Annotated in this window: 10 protein-coding genes and 1 riboswitch; of the genes, 6 read left to right on the top strand and 4 right to left on the bottom strand. The window is 63.4% G+C overall.

Features of this window, described 5'->3' with window-relative positions; all coding sequences use genetic code 11:
* Positions 1-5: 5 nt before the first annotated feature.
* The 4 genes from ABID12_RS08055 to ABID12_RS08040 all read right to left on the bottom strand — a co-directional run bounded on the left by ABID12_RS08055 (position 6) and on the right by ABID12_RS08040 (position 4352).
* Positions 6-1805: a TRAP transporter large permease subunit gene (locus ABID12_RS08055; RefSeq protein ID WP_354433778.1), complete on the bottom strand. Its 1800-nt coding sequence runs from the start codon at positions 1803-1805 to the stop codon at positions 6-8.
* Complete coding sequence (gene thiE / locus ABID12_RS08050) at positions 1802-2464, bottom strand: thiamine phosphate synthase (protein ID WP_354433777.1); 663 nt, start codon at positions 2462-2464, stop codon at positions 1802-1804. Before thiE ends, ABID12_RS08055 begins: the two co-directional genes overlap by 4 nt.
* 113 nt (positions 2465-2577) lie before the next feature.
* Positions 2578-2680: riboswitch (TPP riboswitch) on the bottom strand.
* 38 nt (positions 2681-2718) lie between these two features.
* Complete coding sequence (locus ABID12_RS08045) at positions 2719-3396, bottom strand: HAD family hydrolase (RefSeq protein WP_354433776.1); 678 nt, start codon at positions 3394-3396, stop codon at positions 2719-2721.
* Entirely contained in the window at positions 3393-4352 is a 960-nt protein-coding gene (locus ABID12_RS08040; RefSeq protein ID WP_354433775.1) for a sugar-binding transcriptional regulator, read from the bottom strand. The genes ABID12_RS08045 and ABID12_RS08040 overlap by 4 nt, the downstream gene beginning before the upstream one ends.
* Positions 4353-4568: 216 nt before the next feature.
* Here ABID12_RS08040 and ABID12_RS08035 point away from each other — a divergent pair, with 216 nt between their 5' ends.
* The 6 genes from ABID12_RS08035 to addA all read left to right on the top strand — a co-directional run bounded on the left by ABID12_RS08035 (position 4569) and on the right by addA (position 17019).
* Entirely contained in the window at positions 4569-5612 is a 1044-nt protein-coding gene (locus ABID12_RS08035; protein ID WP_354433774.1) for an NAD(P)-dependent alcohol dehydrogenase, read from the top strand.
* A 128-nt stretch (positions 5613-5740) separates the two neighbouring features.
* The gene (locus tag ABID12_RS08030) at positions 5741-6982 is read left to right on the top strand and encodes an MFS transporter (protein WP_354433773.1); all 1242 of its coding nucleotides are present in this window, start codon (positions 5741-5743) and stop codon (positions 6980-6982) included.
* Positions 6983-7262: 280 nt separating this feature from the next.
* On the top strand, positions 7263-9740 hold the full coding sequence (locus ABID12_RS08025; protein WP_354433772.1) for a PAS domain-containing sensor histidine kinase: 2478 nt from the start codon (positions 7263-7265) through the stop codon (positions 9738-9740).
* A complete protein-coding gene (tsaE, locus tag ABID12_RS08020; RefSeq protein ID WP_435528195.1) occupies positions 9740-10183 on the top strand; it encodes a tRNA (adenosine(37)-N6)-threonylcarbamoyltransferase complex ATPase subunit type 1 TsaE in 444 nt (147 codons plus the stop codon). The genes ABID12_RS08025 and tsaE overlap by 1 nt, the downstream gene beginning before the upstream one ends.
* Before the next feature lie 118 nt (positions 10184-10301).
* Positions 10302-13502 (top strand): double-strand break repair protein AddB, encoded by a 3201-nt coding sequence (gene addB, locus ABID12_RS08015; RefSeq protein WP_354433771.1) that lies wholly within the window; start codon positions 10302-10304, stop codon positions 13500-13502.
* Entirely contained in the window at positions 13495-17019 is a 3525-nt protein-coding gene (addA, locus tag ABID12_RS08010) for a double-strand break repair helicase AddA (protein WP_354433770.1), read from the top strand. The genes addB and addA overlap by 8 nt, the downstream gene beginning before the upstream one ends.
* Positions 17020-17128: the final 109 nt, after the last annotated feature.

Below are 17128 nucleotides of genomic sequence, written 5' to 3'. Positions count from 1 at the left end.
TCCTCTCAGATCAACAGGGTGCAGGTGCAAAGAATGGCGATTGCCGCAAGAAGTGCGGCGAGATAGGGCAGCACCGCGCGAAAAAGCGCGGCCGGGGGAACCTCCGTCACGCCGGCCACCACCAGAACCAGCATGCCGACCGGTGGCGTCAGGCCGCCGATCATCAGCGTGGTGACGATGATCACGCCGAAGGCAATCGGGTCGATGCCCGAGCCGGTGGCAAGCGGCAGCAGAAGGGGGCCGAGAAGCAGGATCGCCGCGCCGATATCGAGAACCAGCCCGGCGCCAAGCAGAACGATGACGGAAAAGGCCAGAACCGCGGCCGGAGAACCGCCGAAAGCGGCAACGGTTGAGGCGATCATGCCGGATACGCCGTCGACGGCCAGCTGAAAGGCAAACGGCCCGGCCGAACCGATGAGAAGGCCGATGGCCGCAGCTTCGGTCGCGGTCTGTCGGAAAACCGAAAAAAGCGCTGTCCGGCGCGTTTTCGAAAAAGCCGCAAGTGCAAGTGTATAGATGGCCGCAAGGGCTGCCGCCTCGGTGGTGGTGACGATGCCGATGCGGATGCCGGCAACCACGATGACGCCGAGCCCGAAGGCGGGGACCGCTGCAAGCAGGGATCGCCGGCGTTCGCCCCTAGCCACCGGTCTGCTGCCGGGCAGATTGCGGGTCGTGAGGTAAATGGCGATGGAGAGAGCCGCCGCCATCACCAGCCCCGCAAACAGCCCGCCGAGAAGCAGCGCGCCCACCGAAAGATCGGTGGCGGCCGCCAGAATCAGGAAGGCGATTGACGGCGGGATGATGTTGTCGAGCACCGACGAGGCGGCAATGATTGCGCCGGAGCGGGCCGGCGGATAGCCATGGCGCACGAGTTCCGGGTGAAAGGTGGTGGCGGAAAACACGGCATTGGCGACCGAAGAGCCGGAGGCTCCGGAAAACAGCGTGCCGGTGGCCAGCACCGTCTGGGCCAGCCCGCCGCGCCGGTGGCCGACCAGTGAGGCGGCGAAGGCCACAAGGTGCCTTGCCGCGCCCGAGGCGGAAAGGGCTGCCCCCGTCAGCAGGAAGAACGGAATGGCGAGCAACAGAAAGTGGGACATGCCGGAAACGGTCGTGGTGACGATGGTTTCCGTTCCAAGATTGCCGCCGAAGGGAATGGCGATCATCGCCGCCGCGATGAAGGCGTGGGCAAGCGGTGCGGCGGCGGCAAGGCCGACTGCTGCCGCAAGCGCGATCGCAATGCTTGCAGGCAGGGCGGTTGTGACGGTGACGTGCAGGCAGGCGTAATAGACTGCGGATGCAAGGGTCGCCGATGCCGCAAGCGGCAGAACCTGCCGTTCGCCGATGCGGCGAAGAACGAGAATGATCGCGAGAAGACCGCCGCCTGCGCCGGTCACCGCAAAACGCACCCATTCGGGAAGGCCGAGTGCCGGCGATGTGCCGCCGATGAGGTTCACGACGCGCGTGCTGCCGAAAATCAGCACAAGAGCCGCCAGCAGGCTGAACGCATCGGCAATGATGCCGGCCAGTTTTTTGGCAGACGGGCCGAAAGGCAGGTCAAGCCGCATGGCAAGCGGCCCGGACAGCGCAAGCGGCGCGGCAAGGGCAATCAGCGCCACATTCAGCCAGATGCCGAGATCTTCCGTTCCGATAACGCCGGTGTGAAACAGATAGCGCAGAACCACGCTGGTCAGCACCACAGCGAGCATCACCGCCAGCACGGCCGCGGCGACCATCGCGAGTGCCGTTTCCAGCCGCGTGGCAAGCTGTGCTGCCCGGGCGTGCAGCGTGCCGGGCTTTTCCGTCATTGTGCCGGGGGTGCGATGGCCGTGTCTACGCTGCGGCGAAGTTCACGGGTTGCGGCTGCAACGTCGGGTGCGTGGAAAATTGCGGAAATCACCGCAATGCCGTCGGCCCCTTCGGCCATCAGCCGTGGCACGTCTTCAAGCTTGATACCGGCAATCGCGCCAACCGGCAGGTCGGGCCGCGCCCGTTTGAGGCCGCGGCGCAGCGCACGAAAGCCGTTGAGGCCCACCGGAGGATCCATATTGATCTTGGAAAGCGTCTGGAAAACACCGCCGATACAGGCGTAATCGACCGGTGCGGCTGCCGCCCTGGCGCCGTCGGAGGCGTTCTTGACCGTGAGCCCGATAATGGCGTCCGGGCCAAGCAGCTTCCGGGCGATCTCCGCCGGCATGTCGTCGCTGCCCAGATGCACCCCGTCGGCCTCGGCCGCAAGGGCCACGTCGACCCGGTCATTGACGACGAAGGGCACACCGGTGGGCGCGAGCGCCGCGCGGATTTGAACGGCGCGTTCGACCATCTGACGGGTTTTGGCGAATTTGTCGCGATACTGGATCAGCGTTGCGCCGTTTTCGGCGGCAAGCCGCGCCAACTCCGCCAGCGGCGCGGCCTCAACCAGACCGGCATCGACAATGGCGTTCAGGCGATAGTCGACCGTTCTCATGGCCGTGCCCCGGCAAGAGTTCCCGGCGAGCAGATGTTACGAATGTCCAACGGCATAGAAAGCGCTCCACGATCATACGAAGACCGGGCAGCGGCGCGGGCGCGAAAACAGGGAACGCAACCATTTTCCGTTCCTACGCCGGTATGACCCGGATCAGGTTCAAGGGTCCGGCGCATTGCCATCTCAGCATCGGATGATGCTCCCCTCGGAATTTCCGTGATTCTGTCGGGCTTTGCGCCCCCTGTCAACAGGCTTCAGACGGCGCCGAATGCGGCTTGCCGGAAACCGGACAGGTCTGTGAGCACGGTGTCGGCGCCTGCGCTCTGAAGCCGTTCGGCATGAAGCGGCCTTACGCCCTCAAGGTGGCCGCCACCGACAAAGCCGACGCAGCGCATCCCGGCGCGGCCGGCGGCAATGACGCCGGCAATCGAGTCTTCAAGCACGACACAGTCGCCGGCCTGCGCGCCGCTCTGTTCGGCGGCGTACAGAAAAACGTCGGGCGCGGGCTTGCCGTGTTCGACCGATTCCGCACTGAAAGCGCGGCCGCGGAAACGGTCGGCAAAGCCGATACAGTCAAGCGCCACTCCCAGCCGTTTGTAGGAGCCGCCGGACGCGATGCAGTAGCCGATGCCGGCCGCATCGAGACTGTCGAGCATGTCCGCGGCACCCGTCATCGGCTGAAGTTCGCGGGCGTAGCGGTCAAACAGCCGCGCATACCAGTCCTTCTGAAACGCGGGCTCAACCGGCTTGCCCGTGCTGTTTTCGACAAAGGCGGTGATCTGTTTGATCGAGGCGCCGAGAAACTTCTCGACCAGCGTATCCCAGTCGACCGTTATCCCGTATTCTTCAAGCGAGGTCTGGAGTTCGGCGAGCGCGATGATTTCGCTGTTGGCGAGCACACCGTCGAAATCGAAAATAACTGTTTTGTTCATGAGGTCCTGGCCAGAATGCGTTCGGCGGTGATGTCGTCGGTCACAAGCGTGGTAACGAGCCCGCGGCGGATGGCGGCGATGATGACGTCGACCTTGTGTGTACCGGCTGCGGCAAGCACCCGTTCGGGAACCTTTTCAAGCGCATCAAGCCGGATGCCGACGGCACAGTCGTTGATGAAGTGGTCGACCTCCCGGCCGTTGTGATCGATAAAATGGCCGACGATATCGCCCACAGCACCTTTTTCGGAAAGGGTCGCCGGTGTGACACTGGACGGCAGTCCGGTGTTCATCAGAACGGACCTGTCGGACAGATCGCCGGCAACCAGAACGGCGAGATCGAGGGTTTTCAGCTTTTCCAGATGCTCGCTGAAAACGGCATCGGAGAGAAACTCCTCCCTGTCTGTGCCGGGCGAGAGGTAGACCGGGGCGGCAAACAGCGAATATCGGGCGCCCAGCCGGTCGGCAAAACCAGAGGCGATCCCGAACGTGTTGAACGATGCGCCCTGCGATGTGCCGCCGATCATCGATATGATTTCGATCTCCGGCAATTGCATGCGCGGCAGATGGGTCATCGCATTTGTCAGCGTCATGCCCCAGGACACCCCGATCCGCTGCCAGCGCGCCTCGCGCAATCCTTTTGCCAGGTAGTTGGCAAGGGCGACCCCTGCGGGGCGCTGATAGTCGTGATTGTCCGCATTGGCCGGCGCCACGATGGCGTCGGCAAGGCCGAAACGGGTCTTCAGGTCTTCCTGCAGGCGCAGGCGCATGACATGTGGCGACTGGATATCGACCCGCACCAGCCCGTCGGCGCGCGCACTTCTGATGGCCTGGTTCACGCGCAGCCGGGTGACCCCCATCAGTGCCGCCACTTCGGACTGGGTCATTTCATTGATGAAATAATGCCAGCAGACCTCGACCAGAAACGCCTCGGTTTCCACACTCGTTTCACTTGCCACCAGGCGCATCCCGTCGCGCGTTTCATACCTGTCCGTCATATGAACCGTTTTCATCTGAAATGCAAATTTGACATTTGTAAATTTACATTTATGTTTTTATTGAAACAAATGTAAATGGCGTGTAATACGCTTTTGTCACGGGGTGTTCCGGCGGGTATCAACCGTTCTGACGCCTTTGCAAGGAGTATGTGTTGTGTCGGAGGAGGTCAAAATAGCATGAAGGCGCTGGTACTGGAGGAAAAGGGTCGACTGAACCTCAGGGAGATCGATCTGCAACAGACACTCGGTCCCGACGATGTCAGCATCCGCGTGCACACCGTCGGCATTTGCGGATCGGATGTGCATTACTATACCCACGGCAAGATTGGCCCCTTCGTGGTCGATGCGCCGATGGTGCTCGGCCATGAGGCCTCCGGCACGGTGGCCGCAGTAGGCGCCAATGTTGGCCACCTGAAACCCGGCGACCGGGTCTGCATGGAGCCCGGCATTCCCGATCCGAATTCGAAGGCGGCAAAGCTCGGCATCTACAATGTCGATCCGGCTGTCCGTTTCTGGGCAACGCCGCCGGTGCACGGATGCCTCGCGCCGGAGGTCGTTCACCCGGCGGCCTACACCTTCAAACTGCCCGATCACGTCACCTTTGCCGAAGGCGCGATGGTCGAGCCCTTCGCCATCGGCATGCAGGCGGCGATGCGGGCTGGCATCAAGCCCGGCGATGTCGCGGTCGTCACCGGCGCCGGCCCGATCGGCATGATGACCGCGCTTGCCGCCCATGCCGGCGGTTGCTCCAGGGTCATCATTGCCGATTTCAGCCAGCCCAAGCTTGATATCATCGGGCGCTATGACGGCATCGAGACCGTTCATCTCGGCGAGACATCGATGGCCGAAGCGGTCGCGCAAAAGACCGGCGGCTGGGGTGCGGATATCGTGTTCGAATGCTCCGGTGCGCCATCGGCCATTCTCGGCGTTTCCGGTCTTGTGGCGCCGGGCGGCACGGTTGTTTTCGTCGGCATGCCGATCGATCCGGTCCCCGTCGATATCGTCGGCCTGCAGGCGCGTGAAGCACGCATCGAAACGGTGTTTCGCTATGCCAATGTCTATGAGCGGGCCATTGCCCTGATTGCCAGTGGCAAGGTCGACCTCAAACCGCTGATTTCCGATACGGTGCCGTTTGAAAAATCGGTGGAAGCCTTCGACCGCGCCGTCGAACAGCGACCGGAGGACGTCAAGCTTCAGATCGTTCTGACGGATGACGCCTGAGGGCGTCGCCGCTCTGCCACATGAAACGTCCTATCAAGGGTCCTGACGTCAGAGTTCAGATATATTCGTTATTCCCGCGTCCTGATCTTTGCTAAGTATCCGGACGGGGAAATACGGGGCAGATCTGAATGGACCAGACGGAAAACCGCGGCATCGACCGCGACATGCTGATCATAATGCTGGCAGGCGGGCTCGTGCTGGCGCTTTCCTTCGGGGTGCGTTCGGTGTTCGGCGGGGTTGTCCTGCCCTTGTCGGATGATCTGTTCGCCGGCCGGATTGAAATCTTCTCGCTGTCGATTGCCATTCAAAACCTCGTCTGGGGGCTGGCGCAGCCGTTTTTCGGCATGCTCGCCGACAAGTTCGGCGACCGGCGGGCACTCTGGCTCGGTTTCCTGTGCTATGGGCTCGGCATGCTGATCTGCGTTTTCGGCACCACGCCCTTTGCCCAGCACATGGGGGCCGGCGTTCTGGTTGGCATGGGCGTTTCGGGCACGGCTTTCGGCACGGTTCTGGCCGTGGTCGGGCGTGCGGCTCCGGCCGAAAAGCGCGGCTTTTACCTCGGCGTCGCATCGGCCATGGGGTCTGCCGGTCAGGCGCTGCTGCCGCTGTTGACGGCCTGGCTGATCAGCTCCTTCGACTGGCGCACCACGCTTCTGGTCGTCACCGCGCTGTTGACGCCGATGGCGCTTGCGATCCCGTTTCTGCACGTCAAGAGCAAGGTTTCCGCAACCCAAAGCGACATCGACCTGCCACAGACCATCCGCCATGCCTTCGGGCATACGAGTTTCGTGATGCTGGCGGCCGGTTTCTTCGTCTGCGGCTTTCACCTTGCCTTCATCACCGCGCATCTGCCCAATTACGTGCAGAATTTCTGCACCGGGACCGGGCTTTCGGCGCCCGAACTCAGGGCGCTCGGCCTGAAGGCGCTGGCGCTTGCCGGCTTTGCCAATATCTTCGGCACGCTGATTGCCGCCCGCCTTGGCAATTTCTTTGCCAAACCGCATGTGCTGGCGGGGATCTATGCGCTCAGGGCCGTTGTCATTCTGGTGTTCATCTGGCTGCCGCTGACGCCGGCTTCGGTGCTGATCTTCGGTCTGGTCATGGGCGGCCTGTGGCTGTCCACCGTGCCGCTGACCAGCGCGCTGATCGTCGTGATGTTCGGTCCGCGCGCCATGGGCACGCTGTTCGGCTTTGTCTTCCTCAGCCATCAGCTCGGCGGTTTTGCCGGTGTGTGGTTTGGCGGAATATGGTTCGACCGCTACGGCAATTACGATCTGATCTGGTATATGGCGATTGCGCTTGGCGTCATTTCGGCCCTGATCCATCTGACTGTGCGCGAACGGGCGGCGCCGGTCATGGCCGGAGCGTGAGGGCCTTAACACTTCCGAAAGCATGTTTACATTAATCTCGGCCCGTCCCTTCCAGCCGGGCGCGGGGCGTTTATTTCTGCGGGACTCTTTTCGCGGATTCGTCAAGCGTCTATGTTTTGAAAGGGGCGATTCGGTCTGTCAACGGCCGGGTCTTCATGACATGTGAACAGCCTCTTGAAGGCGGCCTTTGCGCTTTGCGGCAATTGATCGAGCGCAGCCCGCCGAAAGACAGATGCGGAAGAGACGAATGGAGCGGGGCGGCAAAAGCAACGAGGGCCGGATGATTCGCAAAAGGTGCGGCAAGCGCGCCATTGCGCGATGGCTTGCATCCGGCACGGCACTGTCGCTGTCGGCGGCAAACGCCTTTGCCGCGACGCCTGATGCCCCCATGCTGTCCTCGCGTGAGGTCATGGCGCTGTCTGCCTTTTGCGGCATTCTGGCGGCGACCGTGCTTTCCACGCTCTGGTTCATGCGCCTGCGCGGCCGCACCGAGGCGGAAAACCAGCGGCTTTCGCTTGAGCTGGAAAACCACCGCGAACGCATCGCCAATCTGAAGGCGCTCAACGCCGAGCGCAATCGCCGCATCGTTTTCTGGGAAGGGCCCGATGCCGAACCGGAATTTCTCGGCACCCTGCCGAAAGAGGCCGGTGCGCCCGAAGATGAAGATGCTTTCCTGAATTTCGACGGCTGGCTTTCGCCCGGTAGCACACGCCAGCTCGTGAGCGCGATCTCCGCACTGCGCAAGACGGCCAAGGCGTTTGAAATGCTGGCCGAGGCCCGCAATGGCTATGTGCTGGAAGTTATCGGCGGCACCACGGGCGGGCGCGCCCATGTCCGCTTCGGCGCGCTGGAAAGCGTTCGCGCCGAGCTTGCCGAACTGAAGGTGGAACACAAACGCCAGAAGGCGCTGCTCGATCGCTTCGAGACACTGTTCGAAGCCGTCGACATGCCCTGCTGGCAGCGGGATGCGGACGGTGCGCTGATCTGGGCAAACCGGGCCTATATAAACGCCGTGGAAGGCGGTCAGCGCGAAGACGTCATTGCCGAAAACCGCAGGCTGGTGGGCGCTGCCGTTCAGGAAAAGATCGACGAGGCGGTGCGCTCCGGCACGCGTTTCGATGGCCGCCAGCCAGTGGTGACCGGCGGAAACCGCACCTTCTTCGAACTGAGCGAAGTGCCCAATGGCGACGGCTCCGCCGGCATTGCCCGGGACGTTTCCGAACTGCAAGGCATCGAAGACGCGCTCGAGCAGACGCTTGAAAGCCATGCCGATACGCTCAATCACCTGAATACGGCGGTTGCGATCTTTGACGCCGACCGCCGGATGAAATTCTACAATCAGGCTTTTGAGAAACTCTGGAAGCTCGATATGGGCTTTCTGGAATCCCACCCCGACAATGGCGAGCTGTTCGAGCGCCTGCGCGCCGACGGCAAGCTGCCGGAGCCGCATCTGTGGCGCGAATGGAAAGACAAGGCGCTTTCGGTCTATCGCGCCGTCGAGCCCTATTCCGATCTCTGGTATCTGCCGAGCGGCGAGACGCTGAGCGTGTTCGCCTCCGCCCATCCGCGCGGCGGCACCACCTGGGTGTTTGAAAACCACACCGAGCAGGTGGCGCTGAAAACCCGCTACAACACGCTGGTAAAGGTTCAGGGCGAGACCATCGACCACCTCTCCGAAGGGGTCGCGGTGTTCGGGCCGGATGGCAGGCTGAAACTGTCCAATCCCGCCTTCCTCGCGCTCTGGCGCATCGCCGACAAGGATGCCGAGCCCGGCACCCATATCCGCGCGCTGATGCAGACCTGTGCGGATGATCCGGGTGCTGCCGATGGCTGGAAGCTGTTTGCGCGGATGATCACCTCATTCGACGATGAGCGTGTCTCCCGTCAGGGCCGTCTCGATCTCGCCTCCGGCCTTGTGCTCGATTACGCCGTGACGCCGCTGCCGAATGCGCAGACCATGCTGACCTTCGTCAACAAGACCGACTCGATCAAGGTCGAGCGCGCGCTGACGGAGAAGAACGACGCCCTGCGCAAAGCGGAGGAACTGAAGAACGCCTTCCTCGAACATGTCAGCCACGAACTGCGCACGCCGCTGACCTCGATCATGGGCTTTGCCGAACTGCTGAAGGCGCCGGATACCGGCGCGCTGACGGCGCGCCAGAGCAATTATGTCGATCACATCGCCAATTCCTCCTCGGTGCTGATGACCATCGTCAACGACATGATCGATCTGAAATCGGCCGATGCCGGCATTCTCCAGCTTGAGCTCGACCATATGTCACTCGATGACCTGATCGATTCCGTGGCGGACGATATTTCAAGCCGTCTGCAGGAAACCGGCGTGACGCTGGAAATCACCGCGCCGCCCGCGCTCGGGCCGATCACCGCCGATTTCCAGCGCCTGAAACAGGTTCTGCTGAAAATCCTCGGCAATGCCGTCAAATACGCCCCGCGCGGTTCGATCATCGCGCTGTCATGCTGGCGCGAGAAGGGCGATTTCGTCTTCACGGTTACCGACAGCGGGCCGGGCATTGCCGACGACGCACTGGAAAGCGTGTTTTCGCGGTTTGAATCCGGCGGTCGTCAGGCGCAATATGCCGGCGCCGGTCTCGGCCTTGCCATTGTCGAAAGTTTCGTCGGCCTGCATAATGGCAAGGTCTTCATCGACAGCGAACCCGGTGCGGGCACCACCGTCTCCTGCCGCATTCCCGATGCAGCCGCAGACAAGGGCGGAGCCGAAATCATCGCGGCGGAATGATGGACCGTTTCCTGCCGGACGAGGCCGCGACCATTGCTTTTGCGGAAAAACTGGCACCGCTTTTGACGACCGGCGATTGTCTGGCGCTGTCCGGCGATCTCGGCATGGGCAAGTCCACCTTCGCCCGCGCACTGATCCGTGCCCGCCTCGGCGAACCGTCCCTTGATGTGCCAAGCCCCACCTTCACGCTGGTCCAGCTCTATGACGGCGCGCCGCCGCTTTATCACTTCGACCTCTACCGGCTGTCCGATCCCGATGAACTGATCGAACTCGGTTTCGACGAAGCGCTCGACGAGGGGATCAGCCTGATCGAATGGCCGGAACGGGGCGAACTGCCGGACGATGCCCTGACGCTTTCCTTCGAAGAGGAAGGCGCTGGCCGTCGCGTTCGGCTTGCCGGGCCGGATTTGCGGCTTGAAGCACTGGCCTCTGCGTTTTCCTGAAGCTTTTCGTGCGGTGGCGGATGCCGGCCCGTGGCAACGACTGTGCGCCGCAGCGCTTGCAGACCCCATGTTTGGCCCGTAAAACCGTGGGTGAATCGGACAAGGAACGGAGCCGGAGATGGCGGGGGCGAAAAATGCCGGATTGTGGACGATACCGCCGGGTGTGCCGTTTCTGCAAACACTGGCGGAAAACCTTCTGTCCGGCCGGCTGACACCGGATTTTCGCTATCATGACAAAGATCCTCTGGCCCTTGCCGATGTGAAGATATTCCTACCCACCCGGCGTGCCGTGCGTGTACTGCGCGGCGAGTTTTCCGCCCTTCTTGGCGGTGCGGCGGCAATTCTGCCGGAAATTCGTGCGCTCGGCGAAACCGACGAGGACGAACATTATTTCGAGGAAAACCTGCCGGAAAGTGCCGAAAGCCTGCCGCCGATCGAGCCGGTGCCGCGGCTTCTGGAGCTTGCCGGTCTGATCCTGCCATGGCGCAACCGGCTTTCCGATGAACTGGCCGGTCTTCACGGCGGTTCGCCGCTGGTCGCGCCCGCAAGCCCGGCCGATGCCGTCTGGCTGGCCCGCGATCTCGCCGAACTCATCGATGCAATGGAGACCGAGCGGGTCGGCTGGGACCGTCTGGCATCGCTGGAACAGGAAAACTATGCCGTCTGGTGGCAACTGACCGCCGAATTCCTGAAAATCGCGGCGCTTTACTGGCCGGGCCGGCTGGACGAGCTTGGCCGTTCCTCTTCCATCGCCCGCCGCAATGCGCTGCTGTCCGGTGAGGCCGAACGGATATCGGCCATGACCGGGAACGCACCGGTGATTATCGCCGGTTCCACCGGTTCGGTTCCCGCAATTGCCGATCTGATTGCCGCCGTTTGCGATCTGCCGCAGGGGATCGTGGTTCTGCCGGGGCTTGATTGCGACATGCCGGAAGACGACTGGCAGGCGCTGACGGCGGCCGATGCCGATCCCGCCATGCCCGATCCTTCGATCCGCAGCCATCCGCAATATGAGATGGCGCGGTTGCTTGAACGCCTGCCGCGAAAGCGCGCCGATTTTGCCACCCTTGCCCGGCCCGAACCGCCGCTTGCCAACCGCCGCCATATTCTGGCTGCCGCCTTCGCGCCGGCGGATGCGACCGACCGGTGGGAGCGCTGGCGCACGGACATTGCCGCCGATGACATGGAGACCGCCTTTGCCGACGTTTCGCTGATGGAGGCGGCCAATGAGCGGCAGGAGGCGTTGGCCATTGCCTGCGCGCTCCGGCTGGCGCTGGAAAAGCCCGGTGAAGACGGGCGGCCGGCGCAGGCTGCCCTGATCACGCCCGATCGCAACCTTGCCCGCCGCGTTACCGCGGAGCTTCATCGTTTTGCAATCGAGGCGGATGACTCGGCCGGAACGCCGCTTTCCACAACAGGCCAGGGCACGCTGCTGACGCTGATGCTGGAGGCGGCGCTGAAACCCTGCGACCCTGCCGTGCTGGCGGCCCTTCTGAAACATCCGTTGGCGCGTTTTGGCCTTTCTGCCCGGAAAATGCGCGCCGCAAGTGCGGCTTTCGAGCTGATCGCGCTGCGCGGCGGTACGAAAACCGTCGATCTCGGACACCTTCCGGCCTTTCTCGATGATGCGCTGGACCGCCAGAAAGACGAGCGCTACCCGCCGCACTGGCGCACCGCATTGCCGAAGGGGGCGGCGGAAGCTGCCCGCGACCTTGCCGCACGCATTGACGATGCGCTGTCGCCGCTGATTGAAACCCATGTTGCCCGTGGCCCGGATCAGCCGCCGCTAACCGAAGCGGTGGCACTTTCCGGCTGGGCGGAGCGCACCGGTCGTGCATTGGAGGCGGTTGCTGCCGACGAGGCGGGCGATCTTTCCGCACTCTGGTCCGGCGAGGCCGGAGAGCGGTTGGCCACCGTGCTTTCGGAGACCATGGGATCGGAAAGCCCGATTGAGGCCGACGGCCCGCAATGGATCGACATCATCGCTGCCCTGACGGCATCCGAGGCGGTGAAACCGCGCTCCATGGGCAATCCGCGCGTGTTCATCTTCGGTGCGGTGGAAGCGCGATTGCAGGATGTCGATACCATCGTTCTTGGCGGGCTCAATGAAGGCGTGTGGCCGACACAGGCGAAGAACAACCCGTTCCTGTCACGCGGCATGAAGGCGGAAATCGGCCTCGAACCGCCGGAAAAACGCGTCGGCCAGCTGGCCCATGACCTGACCATGGCCGCCGGTGCGCCGCATCTGGTGTTTTCGCGGGCGCTGCGACAGGGCTCGGCCCCGACCGTTGCCAGCCGCTGGCTGCAACGCCTGCTGGCCTTTGCCGGTCCGCAGACCGAAACCGCGCTGAAACGGCGCGGCGATGTGATGCTGGGCTGGGCGGCGGCCCTTGATGACGCGCCGCGCACGGCCATCCCAGCCCGTCCGGAACCCTATCCGCCGGCCGAAGATCAGCCGAAACGCTATTCCTTCTCCGAAATCGGGCGGCTCAGGCGCGATCCTTATGCGATCTATGCCCAGAAGGTTCTGAAGCTTGATCCGCTCGCCCCGTTCAATGACGATCCCTCCGTCAAGGAACGCGGCATTCTCTATCACGCACTGGCCGAGCGTTTCATCAAGTCCGGCGCCGATCCCGCAAGCGAAGCCGGAAAGCAGGCGATGGAGGATGTGCTGGCCGGCCTGCTTCTCGAAACCGAACTGCCGCCGCATCTGGCGTTGAGCTGGGTGCCGCGCCTGAAATCCGTGGCCCAGGAACTCCTGAAATTCGAAGCGGCAAGACGGCTGTCAACGCCGATCGACAGGACGCTGACGGAGGCGGGCGCCGGTTTCGATATTCCGCTTGCCGATATCAGGCTGACCGGCATTGCCGACCGGATCGACATTCTGGATGACGGCCGGGCCGAAATCATCGATTACAAGACCGGCATTTCGCCCTCGCTCAATCAGGCCCGCACGCTGCTCGAACCGCAATTGCCGCTGGAGGCGGCGGCCCTTGCGGCGGGCGCCTTCAAGGACGTGCCCGCCCTTGAAACCCGAAGTCTCAAATATGTGCGGCTGAGGCCCGGACACCGGTTCGGCGTCGACGCCCTGGAAAAGGCGGAAACCAAAAAGGAGCCGGCGATTACGGCGGAGGAACTGGCAAGCGACGCGCTCAGGGAATTCACCCGGTTCGTCACCGCGCTCAAGACCGGCGCCCGGCCGTTTGCCTCGCGTCTCATTCCGGCAAGTGCGCGCGATTTCGGCGGCGAATACGACCATCTCGCCCGCGTCGCCGAGTGGTCGACGGCGGATGACAACGCGGAGGGCAGCGATGACTGACGATCCGGGAATGAACGCCAGCCCCGAAGAATGGCTGTCATGGACCACTGGCCGCCAGCGGCTGGCATCCGACCCGGCCCGCACGGTCTGGGTTTCGGCCAATGCCGGCTCCGGCAAGACCCATGTGCTGACCCAGCGAGTGGTTCGGCTGTTGCTTGCCGGCGCACGCCCGTCGGCGATCCTGTGTCTTACCTATACCAAGGCGGCGGCATCCGAGATGTCGAACCGCGTCTTCGGCCGGCTTGCCGAATGGGCGGTTCTGCCCGAAACAGAACTTGCCGATGAGATTGCCGAAATCGAGGGCGCGCGGCCCGATGCACTGAAAATTGCGGTGGCGCGGCGGCTTTTTGCCCATGCGCTGGAAACGCCGGGCGGGCTGAAAATCCAGACCATCCATGCCTTTTGCGAAAGCCTGCTGCATCGTTTTCCGCTGGAGGCCAATGTTGCCGGGCATTTCTCGGTTCTGGACGATATTGCCGCCGCCACGCTTCTGGCCGATGCCCGCCGCCAGCTTCTGACGGCAACGGCAAGCCGGGAGGATCCCGCCCTGTCGGATGCGTTTCAGACGGTGCTGGACATTGCCGACGACAGCGGGCTGGAAAAGCTGCTCGGCGAAATCGTCAGCGCCCGCCACGCCGTGCGGCCTTTCCTCGAAGAGGCGCGCAGAACGGACGGGCTGGAGGCGCGACTTCGCGCCGCTTACGGTTTTGGCAATAATGCGGACGCGGAAACCATTGCCGCCGAAGCCTGGCCGCTTGTAGGTCTTGAGGACCTTTCGGCACTGGTCGGGATTGCGCGCGATGACGGCGGGTCGCGGGCCGCCGGCTTTGCCGATCAACTGCAGGCCGCCATTGAGGCGAGGGATGCCGTTTTGCGGTTTTCGGCGCTGGAAAGCGCCTTTCTCAAGGCCGACGGAACGCCGAAGGCGGATTCGACGCTTGTGTTCAAGTCGCTGCGGACCAGAGCGCCGGAACTTGGTGAAGCGGTTCTGGCCGCGGCCCAGCAGGTCTTTGCCGTTCGTGACCGGATGAACCGGTTTTACATTTTCGAAAAGACGCTTGCCGCGCTTGTTCTCGCAGACCGGCTCGACACCCGCTACGAAGCGCTCAAGCAGCGCCGCGGCAAGCTTGACTTCGAGGACCTGATTGCCCGTACGGCAGCGCTTCTGGCGCGCTCGGATTCGGGCCCGTGGGTGCATTACAAGCTCGATCAGGGCATCGACCATATTCTGGTGGATGAGGCGCAGGATACCGCGCCGCTGCAATGGGATGTGGTGCGGGCGCTAAGCGAGGATTTCTTCACCGGCGATGGCGCGCGGCCGGGTCTGCGCACCATGTTCGCCGTCGGCGATGAAAAACAGTCGATCTACTCGTTTCAGGGCGCCCGCCCGGAGCGTTTCGCCGCCGAAGGCCGTCTGACGCAAAAGCGGGTGTCGGCGATCGCGGCCGATTTTTCGAAGCTCGGGCTACCGCTGTCCTTCCGCTCCACCGCTTCGGTGCTGTCGGCCGTCGACTGCGTGTTTTCGCTGCCGGAAAACCGAAAGGGGCTTTCGGCCGAAGGTGATGAAACGGTGCATGTCTCCAACCGCCTCGGCCATCCCGGCAGCGTCGAGGCCTGGGAGATGATCGCGCCGGCCGAAACGGAAAACGAGGAGGACTGGACCGCCCCCTTCGATGCCACGCCGGAACAGGCCCCGGCGGCCATTCTCGCCCGGCGGATCGCGCATCGTATTTCGCAGATGATCGGCCACGAGACAATCGTCGAGAAGGATCGGGCACGCCCGGTGCGCGCCGGAGATATTCTGGTGCTGGTCAGAAAGCGCGACGCCTTCGTCAACGCACTGACACGGGCGCTGAAATCGCCCTATGACATTCCCGTTGCCGGTGCCGACCGGCTGAAGCTTGCCGACCACATTGCGGTCAAGGATCTGATGGCGCTTGGCCGCTTTGCCGTGCTGCCGGAAGACGATCTGTCGCTGGCTGCCGTTTTGAAGAGCCCGCTTCTGGGGCTTGGCGAAGAGGATCTGTTTGCGATTGCCGCCCGCCGCAAACCGGGCGAGCATGTCTGGTCGTCACTGCGCCGGCTGGCTGCGGCAGGTGACGAGGCATTGGCTGCGACGGTGGCGACACTGGAGCGCATCATCAATGCCGCCCGCCGCCGCACCGCCTTTGACTTCTATGCCGATATCCTTGCGCGCGAAGGGGGGCGGCGTGCCTTTCTTGCCCGGCTCGGCAGCGAGGCGGGGGATATTCTGGACGAATTCCTGAATGCGGCGAAGGATCATGAAGATACCGGCCTGCCGGGGCTGCAGTCATTCCTCGACGTGATGGAAGAGGGCGGTCTCGAGGTCAAGCGCGAGCAGGACAAGGGCCGCGACGAGGTCCGGATCATGACGGTGCATGCCTCCAAGGGGCTGGAGGCGCCGGTGGTGTTTCTGGTCGACAGCGGCGGCCGTCCCTTTGTCTCAAGCCATCTTTCGGGCTTTCGGGTGATGGCGGAAGGGCTGCCCGTCTGGCATGCCGCAAAGAAGGACGCCGACCGCAGCGTGCTGGCCGATATCGCGCGGCGCGAGGACGAGACGAAGGAGGAATACCGCCGCCTTCTCTATGTGGCGATGACGCGCGCCGCCGACCGGCTGGTTGTCGCCGGCTATCGCGGCAGGACGGAAGTGCCGGATTGCTGGCACAGGCTCGTCTGGTCGGCGCTATCGACGGATGAGAAGGGGCGCGCGCAAACGGTCGAGATCGCCGGACCTTCCGGGGAAAGCTGGTCAGGCCTGATCTGGCAGGAGAAAATTCCGCCGCGCGTTTTCAAACCCGTTGTCGATGACACGGCCGATGCGGAGGAGCGTCTGCCCTTGCCGGCGGCGCTGACTGAGCCGTTTCGCGAAGAGGCAAGACCCGCGCCACCGCTCAGTCCATCGCGGGCGGGCCTCGAGGTGGAAGACCCGCCGCCGCTCGTCACCTCGCCGCTTTTCGGTGCGGCCTCCGCCAGTCTGGCGCTGGAGCGCGGACGGCTGGTCCACCGCCTTTTGCAATTGCTGCCCGGCTTCGATGCCCGTGACCGTGAGGATGCCTGCCGCCGCTATCTGTCGCGCGCTGCAGCGCATCTACCCGAGGCAGAAAGCGACGCCATCTGGAAAAGCGTAATCGCGGTGATGGCGGTTCCGGAGCTGGCGTCGGTGTTTTCGGCCGACGCCCGCGCCGAGGTTTCCATCACCGGAACCGTCAGGCTTGAGGCGGGCGCCTTCACGGTGTCCGGCCGGCTCGACCGGCTGGCGGTGGAAGACGATGCCGTGGTGCTGGTCGATTTCAAGACCAACCGCAACCCGCCGCAGGAAGGGGAGGCCGTGCCCTTGAGCCACGCCGCGCAGATGGCGGTCTATCGCGAAATCCTGGCGCCGCTCTACCCGGGCAAGGCGGTTTCGTGCCTGCTGGTCTATACCGAGACGACAGCGGTGCGCCGTCTGACGCCGGACGAACTTTCGGCCGCGCTGGCGGCTCTTTCGACAAAGTGAGCGCGGCGGCATTGATTTTTCCACCGTCTGTGCTCACATGGAGGACAAATCTACGATAATGCGAAAGTATCTCGTCCGCCGGGAGCGCTTTTCGCCTTCTCCAAGGAGT

The organism is Martelella mangrovi (genome assembly GCF_040545495.1).
GTDB lineage: Bacteria > Pseudomonadota > Alphaproteobacteria > Rhizobiales > Rhizobiaceae > Martelella > Martelella mangrovi.
Note: the sequence above shows the minus strand (reverse complement) of the source record. Positions and strands in the feature narration are given on the sequence as shown.

Excerpts from the sequence above, each read along its gene's own strand:
- addB (WP_354433771.1), top strand. The coding sequence starts at position 10,302 with ATGGCGGGGGCGAAAAATGCCGGATTGTGGACGATACCGCCGGGTGTG.
- ABID12_RS08025 (WP_354433772.1), top strand. The coding sequence starts at position 7,263 with ATGATTCGCAAAAGGTGCGGCAAGCGCGCCATTGCGCGATGGCTTGCA.
- ABID12_RS08055 (WP_354433778.1), bottom strand. The coding sequence starts at position 1,805 with ATGACGGAAAAGCCCGGCACGCTGCACGCCCGGGCAGCACAGCTTGCC.
- thiE (WP_354433777.1), bottom strand. The coding sequence starts at position 2,464 with ATGAGAACGGTCGACTATCGCCTGAACGCCATTGTCGATGCCGGTCTG.
- ABID12_RS08030 (WP_354433773.1), top strand. The coding sequence starts at position 5,741 with ATGGACCAGACGGAAAACCGCGGCATCGACCGCGACATGCTGATCATA.
- ABID12_RS08045 (WP_354433776.1), bottom strand. The coding sequence starts at position 3,396 with ATGAACAAAACAGTTATTTTCGATTTCGACGGTGTGCTCGCCAACAGC.
- tsaE (WP_435528195.1), top strand. The coding sequence starts at position 9,740 with ATGGACCGTTTCCTGCCGGACGAGGCCGCGACCATTGCTTTTGCGGAA.
- addA (WP_354433770.1), top strand. The coding sequence starts at position 13,495 with ATGACTGACGATCCGGGAATGAACGCCAGCCCCGAAGAATGGCTGTCA.
- ABID12_RS08035 (WP_354433774.1), top strand. The coding sequence starts at position 4,569 with ATGAAGGCGCTGGTACTGGAGGAAAAGGGTCGACTGAACCTCAGGGAG.